Annotated in this window: 16 protein-coding genes; 3 read left to right on the top strand and 13 right to left on the bottom strand. The window is 68.8% G+C overall.

All coding sequences use genetic code 11. The annotated features are described in order from the left end of the window. The first annotated feature begins 145 nt into the window (after window positions 1-145). The gene (locus tag HNR11_RS07455; RefSeq protein ID WP_179441773.1) at window positions 146-796 is read left to right on the top strand and encodes an O-methyltransferase; all 651 of its coding nucleotides are present in this window, start codon (window positions 146-148) and stop codon (window positions 794-796) included. Window positions 797-868: 72 nt separating this feature from the next. Here the strand turns inward: HNR11_RS07455 and HNR11_RS07450 are convergent, their stop codons facing one another. From HNR11_RS07450 to HNR11_RS07435, 4 genes are all read right to left on the bottom strand, one after another. Further along, window positions 869-1,039 (bottom strand): DUF3117 domain-containing protein, encoded by a 171-nt coding sequence (locus HNR11_RS07450; protein ID WP_083504863.1) that lies wholly within the window; start codon window positions 1,037-1,039, stop codon window positions 869-871. A gap of 96 nt (window positions 1,040-1,135) precedes the next feature. Further along, a complete protein-coding gene (locus HNR11_RS07445; RefSeq protein ID WP_179441772.1) occupies window positions 1,136-1,585 on the bottom strand; it encodes a DivIVA domain-containing protein in 450 nt (149 codons plus the stop codon). A 43-nt stretch (window positions 1,586-1,628) separates the two neighbouring features. After that, complete coding sequence (locus HNR11_RS07440) at window positions 1,629-2,558, bottom strand: undecaprenyl-diphosphate phosphatase (protein ID WP_179441771.1); 930 nt, start codon at window positions 2,556-2,558, stop codon at window positions 1,629-1,631. Beyond that, window positions 2,555-3,436: an SIR2 family NAD-dependent protein deacylase gene (locus tag HNR11_RS07435; protein WP_179441770.1), complete on the bottom strand. Its 882-nt coding sequence runs from the start codon at window positions 3,434-3,436 to the stop codon at window positions 2,555-2,557. The genes HNR11_RS07440 and HNR11_RS07435 overlap by 4 nt, the downstream gene beginning before the upstream one ends. Before the next feature lie 102 nt (window positions 3,437-3,538). Here HNR11_RS07435 and HNR11_RS07430 point away from each other — a divergent pair, with 102 nt between their 5' ends. Beyond that, window positions 3,539-4,069 carry a DUF4870 domain-containing protein gene (locus tag HNR11_RS07430; RefSeq protein WP_179441769.1) on the top strand — a complete coding sequence of 177 codons (531 nt, stop codon included), beginning with the start codon at window positions 3,539-3,541 and terminating at the stop codon, window positions 4,067-4,069. 60 nt (window positions 4,070-4,129) lie between these two features. On the opposite strand, the gene HNR11_RS07425 is transcribed toward HNR11_RS07430, so the two are convergent. The 5 genes from HNR11_RS07425 to dnaG form a co-directional block, all read right to left on the bottom strand. Then, complete coding sequence (locus HNR11_RS07425) at window positions 4,130-4,960, bottom strand: ABC transporter permease (RefSeq protein WP_179441768.1); 831 nt, start codon at window positions 4,958-4,960, stop codon at window positions 4,130-4,132. Further along, on the bottom strand, window positions 4,957-5,946 hold the full coding sequence (locus tag HNR11_RS07420) for an ATP-binding cassette domain-containing protein (RefSeq protein ID WP_179441767.1): 990 nt from the start codon (window positions 5,944-5,946) through the stop codon (window positions 4,957-4,959). The genes HNR11_RS07425 and HNR11_RS07420 overlap by 4 nt, the downstream gene beginning before the upstream one ends. A gap of 122 nt (window positions 5,947-6,068) precedes the next feature. Further along, the gene (locus HNR11_RS07415) at window positions 6,069-8,276 is read right to left on the bottom strand and encodes a prolyl oligopeptidase family serine peptidase (RefSeq protein WP_179441766.1); all 2,208 of its coding nucleotides are present in this window, start codon (window positions 8,274-8,276) and stop codon (window positions 6,069-6,071) included. 113 nt (window positions 8,277-8,389) lie between these two features. Continuing rightward, a complete protein-coding gene (locus tag HNR11_RS07410) occupies window positions 8,390-11,095 on the bottom strand; it encodes a phosphoenolpyruvate carboxylase (protein ID WP_218849665.1) in 2,706 nt (901 codons plus the stop codon). Between the two features lie 192 nt (window positions 11,096-11,287). Continuing rightward, on the bottom strand, window positions 11,288-13,228 hold the full coding sequence (gene dnaG / locus HNR11_RS07405; RefSeq protein WP_179441764.1) for a DNA primase: 1,941 nt from the start codon (window positions 13,226-13,228) through the stop codon (window positions 11,288-11,290). Window positions 13,229-13,326: 98 nt separating this feature from the next. Between dnaG and HNR11_RS07400 the strand changes: the two genes are divergently transcribed. Beyond that, window positions 13,327-13,824 (top strand): aminoacyl-tRNA deacylase, encoded by a 498-nt coding sequence (locus tag HNR11_RS07400; RefSeq protein ID WP_179441763.1) that lies wholly within the window; start codon window positions 13,327-13,329, stop codon window positions 13,822-13,824. A 36-nt stretch (window positions 13,825-13,860) separates the two neighbouring features. Here the strand turns inward: HNR11_RS07400 and HNR11_RS07395 are convergent, their stop codons facing one another. The 4 genes from HNR11_RS07395 to HNR11_RS07380 form a co-directional block, all read right to left on the bottom strand. Then, on the bottom strand, window positions 13,861-15,183 hold the full coding sequence (locus HNR11_RS07395) for a deoxyguanosinetriphosphate triphosphohydrolase (RefSeq protein ID WP_179441762.1): 1,323 nt from the start codon (window positions 15,181-15,183) through the stop codon (window positions 13,861-13,863). 10 nt (window positions 15,184-15,193) lie between these two features. After that, entirely contained in the window at window positions 15,194-16,423 is a 1,230-nt protein-coding gene (dusB, locus tag HNR11_RS07390) for a tRNA dihydrouridine synthase DusB (RefSeq protein ID WP_179441761.1), read from the bottom strand. A gap of 11 nt (window positions 16,424-16,434) precedes the next feature. Then, window positions 16,435-17,400 carry a GNAT family N-acetyltransferase gene (locus HNR11_RS07385; protein ID WP_179441760.1) on the bottom strand — a complete coding sequence of 322 codons (966 nt, stop codon included), beginning with the start codon at window positions 17,398-17,400 and terminating at the stop codon, window positions 16,435-16,437. Window positions 17,401-17,528: 128 nt separating this feature from the next. Then, the gene (locus HNR11_RS07380; protein ID WP_058888364.1) at window positions 17,529-18,911 is read right to left on the bottom strand and encodes a glycine--tRNA ligase; all 1,383 of its coding nucleotides are present in this window, start codon (window positions 18,909-18,911) and stop codon (window positions 17,529-17,531) included. Window positions 18,912-18,933: the final 22 nt, after the last annotated feature.

Below are 18,933 nucleotides of genomic sequence, written 5' to 3'. Positions count from 1 at the left end.
ATGAAGTGTAGAACTGGGCAGAAGCTGAAAATTTGGACATTCAACGTCACTCGGGGTCCGACCCGTCACCGCGGGCTCCACGGCGCCGGACGTGCCTGCCGATGCCGGCGCCCGGTTCCTCTCATTCGCGCGCAGAGAAGGTCCTATGAAAGCCCAGCAGTCACAGCACTCGGTCAAGCATTCAAGCTGGGCCTACGCGGAGCAGCACACCGAGGAGGAGCCGGCGCTTCTTCAAGCGCGTCGTCGCGGCGAGAGCCTCGGAGTCCAGCCGGTCAGCCAAGGGGTGGCCGCGCTGCTGACCGTGCTCGCCGCCAGCAGCAGAGCGCAGGCGCTGGTCGAGGTGGGCACCGGCGTCGGCGTCTCCTCTCTGGCTCTGCTCCGCGGCGCCCAGGCGAACGCCGTTCTGACCAGCATCGACTACGAGGCCGACCACATCCAGGCGGCGAAGGAGACCTTCCGTGAGGCGCGTCTGGCTTCGGCACGCACCCGGCTGATCACCGGCAGGGCGGAACAGGTGCTCGCCCGTCTGACCTCCGGGGGCTATGACCTCGTGTTCGTCGACGCCGAGGCGACGCACGCCGCTGAGTACGCCGAACAGGGCATTCGGCTCCTTCGCCCCTCGGGACTGCTGATCATGAACGACGCGCTGGATCATGATCGCCTGCCGCGGCCTGCAGTGCGCGAGGAGTCCACGCAGCAGATGCGGCAGCTGGAGCGCCGTCTGTTGGAAGACGATCGCCTGTGCACCTCGATGCTCGGGGCCGGCACCGGGCTGCTGGTCGCGGCGCGGCGCTGAGCCACTGGGCGAGCGCAGCTGAGACAGTTCAGGCCGGTCGTGCAGTGCACGACCGGCCTGAACCGAAGATCATTACTCGCCGACGGCTTTGATGAGGCACTGCTTGAGTGCCTGCGCTTCGTCGTTGTTGATCTCCAACACCAGACGGCCCCCTCCGTCGATAGGCACCCGCATGATCAGGCTGCGGCCCTCCTGAGTGACCTCCATCGGACCGTCGCCAGTGCGCGGTTTCATTGCAGCCATCGAGTGCATCCCTTCCGAAGTTCTCTAGCGTGCGTGTCCATGCCTGAGAGTTCCAGCACCTGAACTGCTTCCATTATCTCGCATCTGCGAGGAATGTCACTCCACCCGTGAAGTTCCGCGCTTCGGATGGTCCTGTCGCGGGGCGCTTAGATCCTTGTCAGCCGGGCCATGAGCCTGACCCTCAGGGTCCTCGTCAGCTGTCAGCCTCGCTACAGAGGTGTCCGCCTCCGGCACCGTCTGACTGGTCGAAGCCAGGTGCTGCATCGGTGGGCGCTCAAGCTGGAGGTCATGGAGCTGCTCTCCGAGCGCGTCCAGCAGCCGGTCCACCTGGTCCATCCGGTAGCCGCGCACGGCGGAGTCCAGGCGCACCTCCTGGAGGTCATCCGCGGTGATCCTCGCGCCGGCCCTGAGCCGCAGCAGCTCATCCACGCCTGAGCCGTCCAGATCCGACTCCTCGCCCGGCACGGCCGCTCCCTCCCAACGTCCCAGCAGCGCGGCCACCACGAGACCGAGCAGCACCACGGCGAGCAGGTATAGCCAGAGCATGGGTTCATGCTATCTCGCGCGGCGCTGACGGGGCGGGAAGGGTTCAGTGCAGCTGGACGCTTTTGATCTGGTCCTGATCCAGCGGCAGCTCGTCCACTGGCGGGGCGTCGCTGAGGTCGGGCTGGGTGAGCAGCACGAACAGCGCCAGACCCACCACGTAGACCGCGAAGACGCGGAAATAGCCTCGGTAGAGCAGCCGCAGCACCACCCACAGCGCCCCGGCTCCCACCACGGCAGCTACCAGGAACCCCAACGCATAGTCCTGCCAGCTCAAGAACAGGCCTCCGTCGAAGCTGGCAGGGTCAAGCAGACTCAACGACTGCAGCCCGGTCGCGGCGAGGATCGTGGGGATCGCCACGAAGAAGCTGAACTGCGCGGCAAGCCGGCGATGCATTCCCATTGCCAGGGCGGCGGCGATGGTCAGACCCGAGCGGCTCAGCCCCGGAAACAGCGCCGCCGCCTGGGCCAGCCCGATCACGATGGCGACCAGCAGGGTCATCTGAGCGGCGCCCCGCCAGGTGGTCTTCACCGAGTCAGACCACCACAGCACTGCCCCGGTGACCATCAGCATCAGCGCCACCGCCCACGGACTGGCAAAGACGCCCGTGCCGTAGGCACGGATCAGCAGCCCGAGAACCCCGGTGATGGCGGTCGTGACCAGGCCCAGCAGCGCCAGCCTGAGGTGGATCAGGTGCCGCAGCGTTCGGCGCCTGCGCCAGAGTCCCAGCTCACGCCAGATCCCTCGAACCAGACGTTTCAGCGGCCGCCACATCACGATCGTGACGGAGACCATGGTGCCGAGGTGCACCACCAGGTTGTAGAGGATCATCTCCGGGGTGTCCGGGGAAGGCAGCGGCGACCCCTGGTCGGCCAGGTATTGCTGGATCAGGACCAGGTGACTCGACGAGCTCACCGGCACGAACATGAACAGCCCTTGAATCGCTCCTAGGAGCACCGTCTCCCACAGGGTCATCGCGCAGAGTCGGGCGCGGTCGCGCCGGTTCTCGTCGTCGTCTTCTCCGGCGAGTCCGAAGAGTCCGGAGGGTCCGGAGAGTCCCCGGTGACCGCCTGGACCAGGGCCGGCAGCAGCTCCCCGGCGGGTCCGCGCAGCCGGTGGTGCATGGCGTCACTGAGCTCCGTGGGTTCGGGATTGATCTCGACCAGCGGCGTCCCGCGCTCCATGCCGAGCAGCGGCAGCGAGGCGGCTGGCTGCACCAGACCGGAGGTGCCCACGACCAGGATCAGGTCTGCGCTCTGCATCGCCGCCGCGGCGGCCTCGAACGCCGGCATCGGCAGCGCCTCGCCGAACCAGACGACGCCGGGCCGGATCAGGCCCTCCCCGCAGACGGTGCACTGCGGCGGGTCCTCCGGCTGTGCGGGCGCGGCGGCGCCGTCGTACTGGGGTGCCGGAAGCTCCACCGGTGCCTCGCATTCGGCGCAGCGGTGAGCGGTGATGCTCCCATGCAGGTGCGCCAGCACCTCGGCGCCGGCGCGCTCGTGGAGATCATCGACGTTCTGGGTGGCGATGCTCAGGCTGCCGCCCCGCTCGGTGAGCTGCCGCTGCCAGCGGGCCAGCGCCCGATGCCCCGGGTTCGGCGCGACCTGCTGGATCAGCGCGGCCCGCCATCGGTACCAGGTGTGGACCAGTCCCGGATCATCCTCGAACGCCTCGGGGGTGGCGAGATCCTGGGCGGAGAAGCGTTCCCAGAGACCGGTCTGGACCTCGCGGAAGGTCGGTACGCCGGACTCGGCGGAGATGCCCGCGCCGCTGAAGACGGCGACGTGGCGGGCCGCGCGGGCAAGGCTGAGAACTTCTTCCGGAACGGTGGCGATATCGGGCTGAGCAGACATGTCCTCCACCGTATCGATCACAGCGCGCGAGGACTACGCTGGTCCTCACTCGCGGCTGACGCTGAATCCCGATCCCGCCGCGGCGAAGACCTTGGAGGAGTGATGACCCAGCCCACCCGCCCCACAGGCGCAGACGGTGAATGGCAGCAGGGACCCGATGGACAGTGGCACAAGGCGCCGCCGGAGCCGAGCATTGCCGCAGGCCCGGCGCCCTCCGGCGGACCGACAGGCAGCCCCTCCGGCGGGCAGCCAGGCAGCCCGTCCGGGGTCTCGCCCGGTGGACCCTCGGTCGGGCAGTCCGGGGTCCCGGTGAGCGCCGGGGAGGAGCAGGGCTGGGGCGTCGCGATGCACCTGGGCGGGGTCTTCCTGTCCTGGCTGGTGCCGCTGGTGCTCTGGCTGGTGTTCCGGCAGCGCAGCCGAATGCTCGATGATCACGGCAAGGAGGCGCTGAACTTCCAGATCACGTTGTTCATCGCCTACATCGTCGGCGCGGCCACCACCATCATTCTGATCGGCTTCCTGATCCTGTTCCTCGCCTGGGTGCTCTCGGTGGTGTTCAGCATCCTGGCCGCCATCGCCGCCTATAACCGCCGGCCGTACCGCTACCCGCTGACCATCCGTTTCATCAAGTGAGCGCGCCCCGCCGGGGCGGCCAGACGGAGCGATCCCCTGCGCTGGCCCGGCGGAGGACGCTCAGCTCTTGCGGTTGTAGAAGTACATCGAGACCGGGCCGAAGACCCCGACCAGCACGGCGCAGTAGACGAGCACCAGCGTGACGGAGGAGAACTGACCGGCCCCGGCCATCAGCTCACGGATGGCGGTGACCACCACCGAGACCGGGTTGACCTCGACTGCGCCCTGCAACCAGCTGGGCATGGTCTCGGGATCCACGAAGATGTTCGAGGCGAAGGTCAGCGGCATCATGATGAACATCGAGATGCCCATCGCGGCCTGCTCGGTGCGCACCAGCAGCGAGATCACCGTCCAGACCCAGGACAGGCTGAAGCTGAAGAGCAGCAGCAGCACGAACGCCATCAGCACCCCGGTCAGTCCGCCCTCGGGCCGGAACCCCATGACGAAGCCCACGATCAGGATGATCGCGCCGGCCAGGACGTAGCGGATCTGATCCCCCAGAAGCGCTCCGACCAGCTGTGCCGGGCGCCAGGTGGGCAGGGAACGGAAGCGGTCGAAGACGCCCTTGGAGATGTCCCGGTTCAGGGTGAGCCCGGTGTACATGGTGATCATGATCATGGTCTGCACGAAGATCCCGGGGATCAGGAACTGCACGTAGCCGTCCACCGAGCCGGCGATGGCTCCGCCGAAGATGTAGGTGAACATCACGGTCATCATGATCGGGAAGACCGTGACGTCGAAGAGCTGCTCGGGGATGTGCTTGATCTTCAGCAGCGCACGCCAGCCGTAGGTCAAGGACGCGCTGACCGCGCCCGCCGGGGCCGGCCGCTGCTCTGCCGGGACCAGGACGCTTCTGATCCGCTGGTTCTGATCCTGCGCCGTGGTGGTCACGCCGCCTCCTCCTGTGCCTCTGCGCTCACGCCGTCGCTCGACTCGTGAGCTGTCTTATGACCGGTCAGGGCGAGGAAGACCTCGTCCAGGCTGGGCTGACCCAGCGCGAAGGTCTCCACCGCCAGGGCGGAGTCCTGCAGGGCGATCAGTGCTGAGGCGGCCCGGGACTCGTCCTCGAGCCGGACGGTCAGCGCCGACGGGTCAGATTCCCGAATCACCTCGGCCAGCAGGGTGCGCCCGAGGATCTCGGCGGCCTCCTCGCGGCGGGTCGAGTCGACCACCCGCACCTTCAGCGCGCCGGTGCCGACCTGCGCCTTGAGCTGTCCTGGCGTGCCCTCGGCGATCACCTTGCCGGTGTCGATGACCGCGATCCGGTCAGCGAGCTGATCGGCCTCCTCCAGGTGCTGGGTGGTCAGCAGGATGGTGGTGCCGCCCTCGACCAGGGTCCGGATGATGTCCCAGACCTGGTTGCGGCTGCGCGGATCGATCCCGGTGGTGGGCTCGTCGAGGAACATCAGCTGCGGGGTCACGATCAGGGACCCGGCGATGTCCAGGCGGCGGCGCATGCCTCCGGAGTACTTCTTGACCTGGCGGCCGGCCGCGTCGGTGAGGCCGAAGGCCTCCAGCAGGGTCATGCCGCGCAGCTTGGCGTCCCGGGCGCTGTAGCCGAGCAGCCGTCCCAGCAGCATCAGGTTCTCGATCCCGGTCAGATCCTCGTCCAGCGACGCGAACTGCCCGGTGAGCGCGATCTTCTCCCGGATGGTCTTGGGCTCGGTGAAGACATCATGGCCCAGGACCCGGGCTTCCCCGGCGTCAGGGCGCAGCAGCGTGGCCAGCATCCGGATCGCTGTGGTCTTCCCGGCCCCGTTGGGGCCCAGCACGCCATAGATCCCGCCCTGAGCGATGTCCAGGTCGATGCCGTCCACCGCAGCGGTGTTCCCGAAGCGTTTGACCAGTCCTCGTGTCTCGATGGCCGGCACACTCATGCGCAGCGTTCCCCCCTGGAATCCTCGGCTGTGATCTGTTCCTGATCGGTCCGCGCCGGTCCCGGCGCGCCCCGATTTCACGGGACCAGTCTAATCCGCCGCCTCCGGGAGGGAACCCCCTCTCAGCCCAGCTGCTGCCAGAGCCAGCGGTAGATCAGCGCGTTCATCCGTGCCTGCTGCTCCGGGTTGGCCGCGCCGCCGTGCCCGCCCTCGGTGTTCTCCCAGTAGGTGACGTCGGCGCCGAGCTCCTCCAGGGCGGCGGTCATCTTGCGGGCATGCCCCGGGTGGACCCGGTCATCCCGGGTCGAGGTGGTCAGCAGCACCGGTGGGTAGTCCACGCCGCCACCGACCAGGTGATACGGCGAGAAGTCTTGGATGAACTCCCAGTCCGCCGTCTCGGGGTCGCCGTATTCGGCGCGCCAGGAGGCTCCGGCGAGCAGCTGCGCGAAGCGGCGCATATCCAGCAGCGGCACCTGGATCACCACCGCGCCGAAGAGCTCGGGGTACCGGGTGAGCATGTTGCCGGTGAGCAGTCCGCCGTTGGAGCCGCCGCGGCAGGCGAGCTTCTCCACCGTGGTCACTCCGGTGCTCACCAGGTCCCGGGCGACTGCGGCGAAGTCCTCGTAGGCGCGGTGCCGGTTCTGCTTCAGCGCGGCCTGATGCCAGCCAGGACCGTATTCCCCGCCCCCGCGGATATTGGCCACGGCGAAGACTCCCCCGGCCTCCAGCCAGGCCTTGCCTGCGAGCCCGAGGTAGCTCGGGGTCTGCGAGATCTGGAATCCGCCGTAGCCGTAGAGGATCGTGGGGTGCGGCTCGGGTCCGGCGATCTGCGTGGCGCCCGGCACCGACTCGGAGTCCGCGGCCTCCGCGGCCTGCACGGCTTCGGCCCGGCCGATCAGGAAGTACGGGACCCTCGTGCCGTCCTCGCTGGTGGCGAAGCTCTGCACCCAGGCCAGCCCCTCGGAGTCGAAGCGCTCCGGCGCCTGCTTGAGCAGCTCCAACGACGCCGGCGCGCCGCTGCGCAGCCCCTGCAGGGTGCCGCGGTGGAGGCTGGTGGGGGTGATCCAGTCGGTGCTGGTGACCCACACCTCCTCGGAGTCCTCCTCGTCCACCGCCGCGACGCCGAGGGAGCCGTGGAGCTCGCCGAAGGCCGCGCAGGCGCGCCACTGGCCGGCTTCGCGCCAGTGCGCCTCGACCCGGTGCACCACGTCCTCCATGATCGTCACCAGGATGCTCTCGCGGGTGAGCGCGACTCCCAGCAGCGCCGCCGACGCGGTGGGCTCGAAGAGCACCCGCAGCTCAGGCGCCCCGGCCATGAACTTCTCGGCGTCGCCCACGATCAGGCTGCCGCCGCGGTAGTCCACCCCGTGGTGGGTGAAGTCGGTGCGCGGACGCAGCAGGATCAGATCCCGGTGGAAGCCCACCGAGACGTCGGTGGGCACCTCCACCCGGGTCATCGTCTCCGGCGCGTCAGGGTCGATCAGGTAGGTCTCGCGGTCGTAGAAGCCCAGCAGCCTCACCCCGATGTGTCGTTCATAGCCCGGGGTGCTGTCGTAGCCGGCGACGGCGCTCATATGGTCCGCCTCCACGCTGATCACCGGCTCAGCCTCGGTCAGCGCGGTGCCGCGCCGCCAGCGCCGGGCCACCCGCGGATAGCCGGAGCTGGTGACGGCATCGGCGCCGTCGTCGTGGGTGAGGTAGACGGTCTCGGAATCGATCCAGCTCAGCCCGCCCTTGCCCTGCGGCCGGTGGAACCCGCCTTCGGACTCCGGGATGAAACGCCGGGTGAGAAGGTCGAACTCGCGGGTGACATCGGCGTCGGAGCCGCCCGGGGAGAGTGAGATCAGGGTGTGCCGCCAGGGGGCGGTGTCGGCAGCGGTGTCCGCGTTGCTCGGGGTGGGGGTGTCCGGCGTCGCCTCGCGCGGGCGCAGGACCTCGGCGCCGTGCCAGACCCAGGTGACCCCCTCCTCGGCGCTGAGCGCGTCCAGATCCAGCAGGATCTCCCACTCTGGGGACTCGCTGCGGTAGGACTCCTCGGTGGTGCGCCGCCAGATCCCCTGCGAATGCTCGGCGTCGGTCCAGAAGTTATACAGGTGCTCCCCGCGCTTGGTCACGCCGGGGATCCGATCGGAGGCGTCGAGGATCTCGCGCAGCTGCGTGCGCAGCGGATCGAACGCCTCGTCCTGGATCCGGTCCTCGGCACGGGCGTTGCGCTCGCGCACCCAGGCCAGCGCCTGCTCCCCGGTGACCTCCTCGAGCCAGAGATGCGGATCTGCCTGGGCCGGGTCGAGGTCGGGACTGATCAGGGGCTTCGCCGAGGAGACTGTCATCCCCCAATCCTAGCCACCAGCGTTCTACCGGGGCTTACGTGTCCTACCGGCGGCACCGTCCGGCCGGTAGGACACGTAGGGGGAGGTAAAACGCAGAGGGGAAGGGGAAGGGGTCAGCCGGTGTTCTGCAGGCCGGCGGCCACTCCCTTGAGGGTGATCAGCAGCAGGTTGCGCGGATCATCGATCTGATCATCGGTGAGCTTGCCGGAACGCAGCACCCGCAGGGCGCGCAGCTGGATCAGCGAGAGCGCGTCGACATAGGGGTTGCGCAGCTGCACGGCCCTACCGAGCACCCGGTGCTTCTGCAGCAGACGATCCTGGTCGGTGATCGCGAGCACCCATTTCGAGGTCAGGTCGAACTCCTCGAGGACCACCGCGGTGAGATCCGCGCGATCCCCCAGCGCCAGGTAGCGCTCGGCGATGCGCCGGTCGGTCTTGGCCAGGGACATCTCGATGTTGTCGATCAGCGCCCGGAACAGCGGCCAGTCGGCGTAGGCCTGACGCAGCTGCTCCAGGTCCTGCACCGATTCCAGGGCGCTGCCCAGTCCGTACCAGCCGGTGAGGTTGATCCGCGCCTGACCCCAGGCGAAGTTCCACGGGATCGCGCGCAGGTCCTCCAGGGACTCCACGGAGAGTCCACGCTTGGCCGGACGGGAGCCGATGGCGAGCAGCCCGACCTCGTCCTGCGGGGTGACCTCGGCGAACCAGGGTGCGAAGCCCTCGGCGTTGACCAGGCCGTGGAACCGCTCCCGGGAGACCGCATCCATCTTCTCGGCCAGCCCGGCGTAGCGCTGGGCGGCCTCGGCGTTGCGCCGTTCGGTGGAGGGCGCCGAGGCCATCAGCGTGGCGGCGGCGACCTGCTCGATGTGGCGCAGCGCGATCTCCGGGTTGCCGTAGCGGGCGGAGATCACCTCGCCCTGCTCGGTGACCTTGAAGCGCAGGTCCACCGAATGCGGGGGCTGGGCCAGGATCGCCCGGTTCGCGGGTCCGCCGCCGCGGCCCAGCGCGCCGCCGCGCCCATGGAACTGGGTCAACGTGATCTCGTGCTTGATCCCCCAGGCGGAGATCTTCTCCTGGGCCTCATAGAGCGCGAGGGTGGCGGAGACCGGGCCGACGTCCTTGGCGGAGTCCGAGTAGCCCAGCATGACCTCCATGCGCCGGCCGGTCTGCTCCAGGCGCGCCTGCACGGCCGGGTGGGTCAGCATCTCCTCGAGGATCTGCGGGGCGTTGCGCAGGTCCTCATAGGTCTCGAAGAGCGGGATGACGTCGAGCACCGGCGCGTTCTCGGGCCCGCCGAGTGCCTTCTCCGCCAGCGTGTAGACATCGGCGAGGTTCTGCGCGGACTGGGTGAAGGAGACGATATAGCGTCGGGCGGCGTCCACGCCGTAGCGCTGCTGCACCGAGGCGATGGCGCGGAAGGTCTCCAGCACCTCTTCTCCGGGCACGGCCATCTTCTCCACCGAGGCGGGGTCCTCGAGCCAGGCCAGGGTCTGGGCGTGCACCTTGGAATGCTGGCGGACCTCGAGCTCGGCGAGGTGGAAGCCGAAGGTCTGGACCTGCCAGATCAGTTCCTGCAGGTCTCCGTAGGCCGCGCGCTTGGCACCGGCCTCCACCAGCGAGTCCTGGACCACACGCAGATCGGTGATCAGCTCTTCGGGGACCGCGTAGGCGAGGTCCGCGTTGCGCTCCCGGGTGGCCTGGATGCGTCCGGTGATCGCCAGCAGCACCTGACGGTGCGGCTCGCCCGGGGAATGCTGGGCGGCCTGCTCGGTGAGCTCCTCGGAGAGCTGGCGCAGCCGGTTCCACAGCGCCTCGAGCTTGGGGCTGGGCGGGGTGTAGCGGTCATCAAGGGTCAGCGACATGCCGGTGCGCCGGGACCGCTCTTCGAGGTCGGCCAGGACCCGGTCGGCGGCCTGCGCCACGGCCTTGCGCGTGATGGTCGCGGTGACATTGGGGTTGCCGTCCCGGTCACCGGCGATCCAGGAGCCCAGCCGGATGAAGGCCGGCGCCTTCGGCGCCTGGGCTCCTGAGGCCTCCCCCTGGAGCCAGTCGTCCATCCGGCGGTAGGCCTGGGTGAACACCGAGGAGAAGGAGGAGTCGAAGATCCCCAGGGCGGTGCGGACCTCGTCCAGCGGTGACGGGCTGGAGACGCGCAGCTGCGCGGTGCGCCACATGTTGTCGATCTCCTCGAGGAGCTCGCGGCGGTTCTTCGCCAGCTCGGTGGGGCCCACCCGGGGATCATCACGCACCTCCAGCAGCGCCCCGATGCGGCGCACCGAGGCGGTGATCGCGTTGCGTCGGGCCTCGGTGGGGTGCGCCGTGAGCACCGGGTGGAAGCGCAGCTCCTTGAGCCGGCGCTCGGCCTCGCGCTCGCCGACCTCCTGGGCGAGGTGGGTGAAGGCCGCTGCCACCGAGTCGGTGGGCTGCTGCTGGGCCAGCGGGAGCTCGCCGTCGCGGGTGCGCAGAGTCCGCACCCGGTGCTGCTCCTCGGCCAGGTTCGCCAGCAGGAAGTAGGAGGTGAAGGCGCGGGCGACCTCTTTGGCCCGTTCCGCGGAGAAGGAGGAGACCAGCTCCTCGGCGCGCACCAGAGTCTCCCCGCTGGTGTCCTCCAGGGCGGCGATGGTCAGTTCGCGCAGCGCCTCGACGTCGTCGAGCAGGCCTTCGGAGCCGTACTCCTTGAGCACCTGGCCCAGCAGGCCACCGAGCAGACCGACGTCGCGGCGCATCGCCTCGGGCACCTCATGGGTGGCCTGGACCCGGGTGATGCTGCCGGTGGCCGGTGAGCTGGTCTGCGCGGCAGAGGGTGTTTCCTGGGGCATGTGAATCTCCTTCTCGGATGCTTCACGTGACCCCATCGTCACGCTGATGAACTTGTCCTGCTGTTGTGCTTGATCCTCGGCGGCGACGCCTGCGGCGTGGCTGCGCTCACTGTGTTCGAGGCAACACGCTATCAAGCCTGGTGCTTGCCTCGAAGTCGGCTGGTGCCGGACCGGGGTGCGCGGGCCGCAGGCTCACCCCCATTCCGCCTCCCGCAGCGCGCGACGGCGCAGCTCCAGCTCCATCAGCTCACGGTTCAGCGCTTGATGCTCCTGCGGGTTCTGGGCCGGGTCCATGCGCTGCAGCCGGCCCAGCAGGTTCGCCTTCTGGTGGGTGATCTTCAGCTCGACCAGCCGGTTCAGGATCGACTGGCAGTACTTCTCGAGGTGTTCATCGCTGTTGGTGGGCAGCGCGGTCACGGCAAGCTCGGAGACGAAGGACTTGATCGGCTCCGGCACCTCCTCGCGCACCGCCTGGACCCAGTTGCGCGGATCCGAGGCCGAGGCTGCGGCGATGCGCACGCCGTCGTGGATGGCCTGGTGCGCCGGGGCGGTGAAGCGCACCGTGAAGATCTCCTCCCACTGCTCCGCGGTGAGATGGGTGGGGTGTTGCAGGATCACCTCCAGCGCCTGGCGCTCCATCAGCACCGCCGGATCGCGGGTGTCCGGGCGTGGATATCCCGGCGCGCTGCGGCGCAGCGGCTCCCCCGGCTCCGACTGCCCGTGCGCGCCCTGTCCCTGATGCCCCGCAGACTGGTGCCCCTGGCCGGTACCGGAGCCCTTCTCCGCCTCCTGATGCGGTGAGGGCTGATGCTTCTGCGCATAGGCCACCGCCCGATTGACGTCGTCCATCTCGGCGCCCAGCCAGCCGGCCAGTTCCCGGGTGTAGGCCGGGCGCAGCGCCGGGTCCTTGATCCCACCCACGATCGGGGCGGTGGCGCGCAGCGCACCGACCCGACCCTCGATGGTGTTCAGGTCGAATTCGCGCAGCTTGGCCCGGATCGCGAACTCGAAGAGCGGCGTCTTGGAGCTGATCAGCTCGCGGACCGCGTCGTCTCCGCGGTGCTGGCGGATGTCACAGGGGTCCATGCCCTCGGGGCCCACCGCGATGAAGGTCTTGGCGAGGAACATGTGGTCCTCCTTGAACGCCTTCAGCGCCGCCTGTTGACCGGCGGCGTCACCGTCGAAGGTGAAGATGACCTCGCCCGCGCCGCCCTCATCGGAGATCAGTCGGCGCGCGATCCGCACGTGGCCCTCGCCGAACGCCGTGCCGCAGGTCGCCACCGCGGTCTCCACCCCGGCCACGTGGCAGGCCATGACGTCGGTGTAGCCCTCCACGACCACCAGCTGGCGCTGCTTGGCGACGTGGCGTTTGGCGTGTTCGATCCCGTAGAGCACCTGGGACTTCTTATAGATCGCGGTCTCAGGCGAGTTCAGGTACTTCGGGCCCTTGTCATCCTCGTAGAGGTGCCGTCCGCCGAAGCCCACGGTGTTCCCGGTCATGTTGCGGATCGGCCACATCAGTCGGCCGCGGAAGCGGTCATAGATCCCACGTCCACCGGAGGAGAACATGCCGGTCTCGGTGAGCTCCTCCTCGGTGAAGCCCTTGGCGCGCAGATGTTTGAGCAGGTTGTCCCACCCCTTGGGGGCGTAACCCACGGAGAACTGGGCGGCGTGCTCCCGGGTGAAGCCGCGGCCGGTGAGCATCTCGCGGGCGGGCTGCGCCTCGGGGCTCTGCAGCGCCGCCTGGAAGAACTCGTCGGCGATCTTGTGCGCATCCAGCAGCCGCTGGCGGCGCCCGATCTCCGCCTTATCGGGTCCTTTCCCGCCGTCCTCGTAACGCAGCTCGATGCCGACGCGGCCGGCCAGCTTCTCCACGGTCTCCTGGAAGCTGGTGTGGTCCATGCCCATCAGGAACGCGATCACGTCCCCGGACTCGCCGCAGCCGAAGCAGTGGAAGGTGCCGACCTGGGGGCGGATGTGGAAGCTGGGAGAACGTTCATCGTGGAACGGGCACAGGCCCTTCCATGAGCCGATGCCGGCACCCTTGAGCGTCACATACTGTTCGACCACCTCGCGAAGGTCCGCGCGCTCACGGACGGCGTCGATGTCTTCGCGTTTGATCAGTCCGGCCATGGCTCTAATCTACTCGGCACGGCCAAATGCTTGCCCGCCCTCAGCGCGCCTGTGCAGGGACCGGGCAGAGGGTCGGTTCTCTGGCTAGGCTGGGGAACATGACTGAGCTTTCCGGACGCGCCCGGGTCCAGGCCGACGCCGACGCCCGCGCCGTGACCCTTGAATTCGTCCAGCGCGGACCCGCCTCCAGCTTGGAGGAGGCCGCCGAGAATCTCGGGGTCGCGCCGCGGGAGATCGTGAAGACCCTGGTCGCCAAGGCCAAGCTCACCCAGTCCGCCTCCGAGCACAGCTATGTGGTGGCGCTGATCCCTGGGGACAAGCAGGTGGACTGGGCAAAGCTGCGCCGGCTGGCCGGGATGAAGAAGATGTCGATGACCGCCCCGGAGGAGGCTGTGGCGGCCACCGGGTACCACCCGGGCACGATCACGCCCTTCGGCGCGCGCACCCCTGAGGGCCAGACCTGGCCGATCTATGCGGACGCCTCGATCTCCGGGCGGATCGCCATGGGAGCCGGGGAGCAGGACCTGAACCTCTTCGTGGAGGCCGATGAGCTGTTCGCGGCCTTCGACGTCGTCGTCGGCGACATCGGCAAATAACCCTCCCCCACCTCCCCCGGCGTTGAGGGGCGGGGGTCAGGCGAAGAGGCGGTTGAAGACCGGGCGGCCGTGGACCAGGGTGGCGTACCACTCCAGCGCCGCGCCGTCGGTGAGCGAGGCGATCTGGTCGATGATCGCGCGCTGCCGGGCGGACTCGTCGCCGGCGGCGTGGAAGTCCGCCTGGAAGGGCGGCTCCAGGAACTGGTCCCCGGTCTCGACGAGCAGCCCGTAGAGGCCCTCGATGACCTCGCGCTGCCGGGCGTAGACCGGCTTCTGCTCCCGGGAGGCCATGATGTAGGTCGCCGCGATCCCCTTCATCAGCGAGACCTCCTCCACCGTCTCATCGGGCACCACCAGGTCAGCCTCGTGGCGGACCAGCGGACGGTCCCCATAGGCCTCACGGGTGGCGGCGAAGATGGCGTGGGAGAACCGGCCGATCAGCTCGCTGGTCATGTTCTTCAACGCGGCCAGCGCGCGCCGGGAGCCGTCGGACTCCCCCACCCAGGAGTCCGCGGAGGCGAGCCGATCCAGGGCGGCCTCGATCCGGGCCGGGTCCGTCTCGGGCAAATACCAGTCGTGGGTGGTCTGGACCACGCGACGGCGCTGCAGCGGATCGGTGAGGAACTTCAGCTGGAACCGGCCGTTGACCACGCCGTCCTCGATGTCATGCACCGAATACGCGATGTCATCGGCGGCGTCCATCACCTGGGCCTCCATGGACTTGCGCCGGCCCGTCACGCCGTCCCGGATCCAGTCGAAGACCTCGACGTCGTCCTCATAGGCGCCGAACTTCGCGCTGCGGCTGCCATCGGGCAGGATCGGCGCCTCATGGGCGCGCCATGGATACTTCACCGCGGCGTCCAGGGAAGCCCGGGTCAGGTTCAGCCCCGCGGAGCGGCCGTCGGAGTGGAAGCGCTTGGTCTCCAGCCGGGTCAGCAGCCGCAGCGTCTGCGCGTTGCCCTCGAACCCGCCGTGCGGGGCGGCCAGCGCGTTGAGCACGGTCTCCCCGTTGTGTCCGAAGGGCGGGTGTCCCAGGTCATGGGAGAGGCAGGCGGCGTCGACGACGTCGGGGTCGCAGCCCAGCAGCCGGCCCAGGTCCCGGCCCACCTGGGCGACCTCCAGCGAGTGGGTCAGCCGGGTGCGGGAGAAGTCGTCAACGTCGGGCGAGACCACCTGGGTCTTGGCGCCGAGCCGGCGCAGCGCCGAGGAGTGCAGCAGCCGCGCCCGGTCGCGCTCGAAGCTGGAGCGGTAGACGGACTTCCCGTGCTCGGGCACCCAGCGGGCCTCATCGGCCTCGGTGTATCCCGGCCTCAGGGCGGCGTATCCGCCCTCTACTCGCTCCACGTTCTGCGCGCTCATGGGTCCAACCCTATCCGCCGGAGGTGTCGACCTCTGCGGCCTGGATCATCTCGCGCTGCACCTCGTTGAGCTCCTGGGACTCCAGCCAGTCCTGGGGAAGGTGGACCTTCTTGGGTGATCCGGCCCGGCCGCGCGGACCCTCGGCGTCGGCCCCGGGGTAGCTCAGGGTCTGATCCAGCTGCCCGAGCAGGTCCTCGAGCTGGGCCATCGACTCCACGGCGACCAGCTGGGTGCGCAGCTGGGACCCCACGGCGTAGCCCTTGAAGTACCAGGCCACGTGCTTGCGGATGTCCTGCATGGCCTTGCGCTCGTCGCCGTCGAAGTACGGGATCAGCATCTGCGCGTGACGCAGCAGCGTGGCGGAGACCATCGGCAGATCCGGGCGGTGCCGCTCCTCGCGACCCTCGAAGGCGGCCTGGAGGTCCCCGAAGAGCCAGGGCCGGCCCTGGCAGCCACGGCCCACGACGACGCCGTCCACCCCGGTCTGCTCCACCATCGCCACGGCGTCCTCTGCTGACCAGATGTCCCCATTGCCCAGCACCGGGATGTCGGGCAGGGATTCCCGCAGCGCGGCGATCGCGGACCAGTCGGCCTGACCGGAGTAGTGCTGCCGGGCGGTGCGCCCATGCAGGGCCACGGCGGCCACACCGGAGTCCCGGGCGATCCTACCGGCCTCGATATAGGTGAGGTGGTCCTCGTCGATGCCCTTGCGCATCTTCACCGTGACCGGGATGTTCCCCTTGGAGGCCTCCCGCACGGCGGTGGCGACGATGGACTCGAAGAGCCGGGTCTTCCAGGGCAGCGCGGAGCCGCCGCCCTTACGGGTGACCTTGGGCACCGGGCAGCCGAAGTTCATGTCGATGTGATCGGCGCGGCCCTCGTCGACCAGCATCCGCACGGCATGCCCGGTGGTGACCGGGTCCACCGAGTAGAGCTGCACCGATCGTGGGACCTCGTCGGGTTCGTGCTTGATGATCCGCAGCGATTCCGGGCGGCGCTCCACCAGGGCGCGTGCGGTGACCATCTCGTTGACGAAGAGCCCGCCGCCGTAGTCCCGGCAGAGCCTGCGAAAGGCGGTGTTGGTGATCCCGGCCATCGGGGCCAGCACCACCGGGGTCTGCACCGTGATCGGGCCCAGGGTCAGCGGCGGCAGCAGCGCCCCGGTGCGGGCGTCGGCTTCCGTCGCAGCGCTCTTCTGGGCGGGCTCGCGGGTGAGCGTGTCGGTGGACTCAGCGGTCATGGGCTCCCCGCTCAGGCTGCGTCTTTGGCGTAGATCAGCGCCTCGAAGTCGTACTCGGCGTCCCCGGCGGCGATCAGCTCATCGGTGACGGTCTTCAGCGGCCCCATGGCGTCGTCGACCTCGACCTTGACCGGGAAGTGCGCGGCCAGCAGCGCGAGCATCGCGCGGCAGGCGGTCTCGGCGTCGGAGTCATCCAGGGCGGTGTTCCAGCCCAGCAGCACGTCGGCCGGCTCGTCGGTGCGCTCAGAGGTGTAGCTGATCGCAAAGGCCAGGATGGCGTTGTTCCCGCCCTCGGAGGTGTCGCGCAGCACCACGGCGCCGGAGGCTCCGGTCTCCGGGCCGAGCAGCATCTGCTGGGCCTTGCCGATGGTCATCTCGGCGCGGTCCCAGGTGTGCACGGTGTTGTAGAAGTCCGCGACCATCTGGGTCAGCTCCACCGAGCCTGTGGCGAGGTCCTCGAGGTCCAGTCCGGCGCTGTCCAGGTCCGGCAGCGAGATGGCGCCGGGCTGGACGATCACCTGGCGGGAGGCCTGGATCTTAGTGAAGCCGTTGTCCTTGAGGAAGCACTGGGCGGCGGAGCGCTTGGCCACGCGCGCCTTCAGCGACTGCACCGCACAGTTGGGCACCTCGGCCTCGAGGATCTGCAGCATCTGCGCGGCGACTCCGCGGCGGCGGTGCTCCGGGGCGACCTCCGCGTAGAAGGAGAGCCGGTCCGGGTGCAGCGAGGAGCGGAAGATCGTGGCTGCGGCCACCGGCAGGCCATCCGCCTCGGCCACGATGCACCGGGACCAGGGCTCGTTGGAGGAGGGCCGCAGCAGGCTGCGGTCCTGATGGTGCATCGAGTTCTCCGGGTCTCCCCAGACCTGGAGCAGCTTCAGGTCATCACCGTCGGCCCAGGGGCGCACCGTGAGACCGGATTCCAGGGTCAGCCGGGCCGGGTTCGCGGGGCGAGCCTCGGCGTCGTGCTCAGTACTCATCACATTTCCTTAGACAAGGGCAGAAGGTGTCATTCAGACCAACCACGCAATGGTAGTCCCGCACGCGCGGGCACACAAAGCTTGCCCTCCCTGCTGTGATGCCCGGCTCCCCGGCTGTGATGCCCGGCTCAGCCGAGCAGCTTCACCGCCAGGTAGGACTGCACCTTGTCCAGCGAGACCCGCTCCTGGGTCATCTCGTCGCGGTCCCGGATGGTGACCGCCTGGTCCTCGAGGGTGTCGAAGTCCACGGTGATGCAGAACGGGGTGCCGATCTCGTCCTGGCGACGGTAGCGGCGACCGATGGCGCCGGAGTCGTCGAAGTCGATGTTCCAGTGCTGGCGCAGCGACTGGGCCAGGTCCTGGGAGACCCCGGCGAGCTCGGGCTTCTTCGACAGGGGCAGCACCGCGGCCTTCACCGGAGCCAGCTTGGGGTGCAGCTTCAGCACGGTCCGGGTGTCCACCCCGCCCTTGGTGTTCGGTGCCTCGTCCTCGGTGTATGAATCCACCAGGAAGGCCATCATCGCGCGGGTCAGGCCGAAGGAGGGCTCGATCACGTACGGGGTGTAGCGGGTGCCGCTGGCCTGGTCGAAGTACTGCAGCTTCGCACCGGAGGCCTCGGTGTGCGAATTCAGGTCATAGTCGGTGCGGTTGGCGATGCCCATGAGCTCGCCCCAGGCCGAGCCGGCGAAGTCGAAGCGGTATTCCAGGTCGATGGTGCCCGCGGAGTAGTGCGCCCGGTCGTCCTCGGGCACGTCGAACTTGCGCAGGTTCTCCGGGTTCAGACCCAGGTCGACGAACCAGTTGTAGCAGGCGTCCACCCAGTGCTTGAACCACTCGTCGGCCTCATCCGGGTGGGTGAAGTACTCGATCTCCATCTGTTCGAACTCGCGGGTCCGGAAGATGAAGTTGCCGGGGGTGATCTCGTTGCGGAAGGCCTTGCCGATCTGGCCGATGCCGAAGGGCGGCTTCTTCCGCGCCGAGGTCACCACGTTGTTGAAGTTCACGAAGATGCCCTGGGCGGTCTCGGGGCGCATGTAGTGCAGCCCCTCCTGATCATCCACCGGTCCCAGGAAGGTCTTCATCAGCCCGGAGAACTGCTGCGGTTCGGTCCACTTCCCGGGCTGGCCGGTCTCCGGGTCGCGGATGTCAGCCAGGCCGTTCTCCGGCGGGTGCCCGTGCTTGGCCTCATAGGCCTCGATCAGGTGATCGGCGCGGTAGCGGCGGTGCGTGTGCAGCGATTCCACCAGCGGGTCGGAGAACGTTTTGACGTGGCCCGAGGCGTGCCAGACCGCCTGGGGCAGGATGATCGCGGAGTCCAGCCCGACCATGTCGCCGCGGCCGCGGATGAAGGTCTGCCACCATTCGGCCTTGATGTTCTCCTTCAGCTCGGTGCCCAGCGGCCCGTAGTCCCAGGCAGAGCGAGTGCCGCCGTAGATCTCACCGGACTGGAACACGAAGCCGCGACGCTTCGCCAGGGAGATGACTTTGTCGAGTGCGGTCTCTTTGGCCATGTGGCAGATACACCTCAGGTAG

Origin of the sequence: Nesterenkonia sandarakina, from assembly GCF_013410215.1 — a bacterium.
Taxonomy (GTDB): domain Bacteria; phylum Actinomycetota; class Actinomycetes; order Actinomycetales; family Micrococcaceae; genus Nesterenkonia; species Nesterenkonia sandarakina.
Note: the sequence above shows the minus strand (reverse complement) of the source record. Positions and strands in the feature narration are given on the sequence as shown.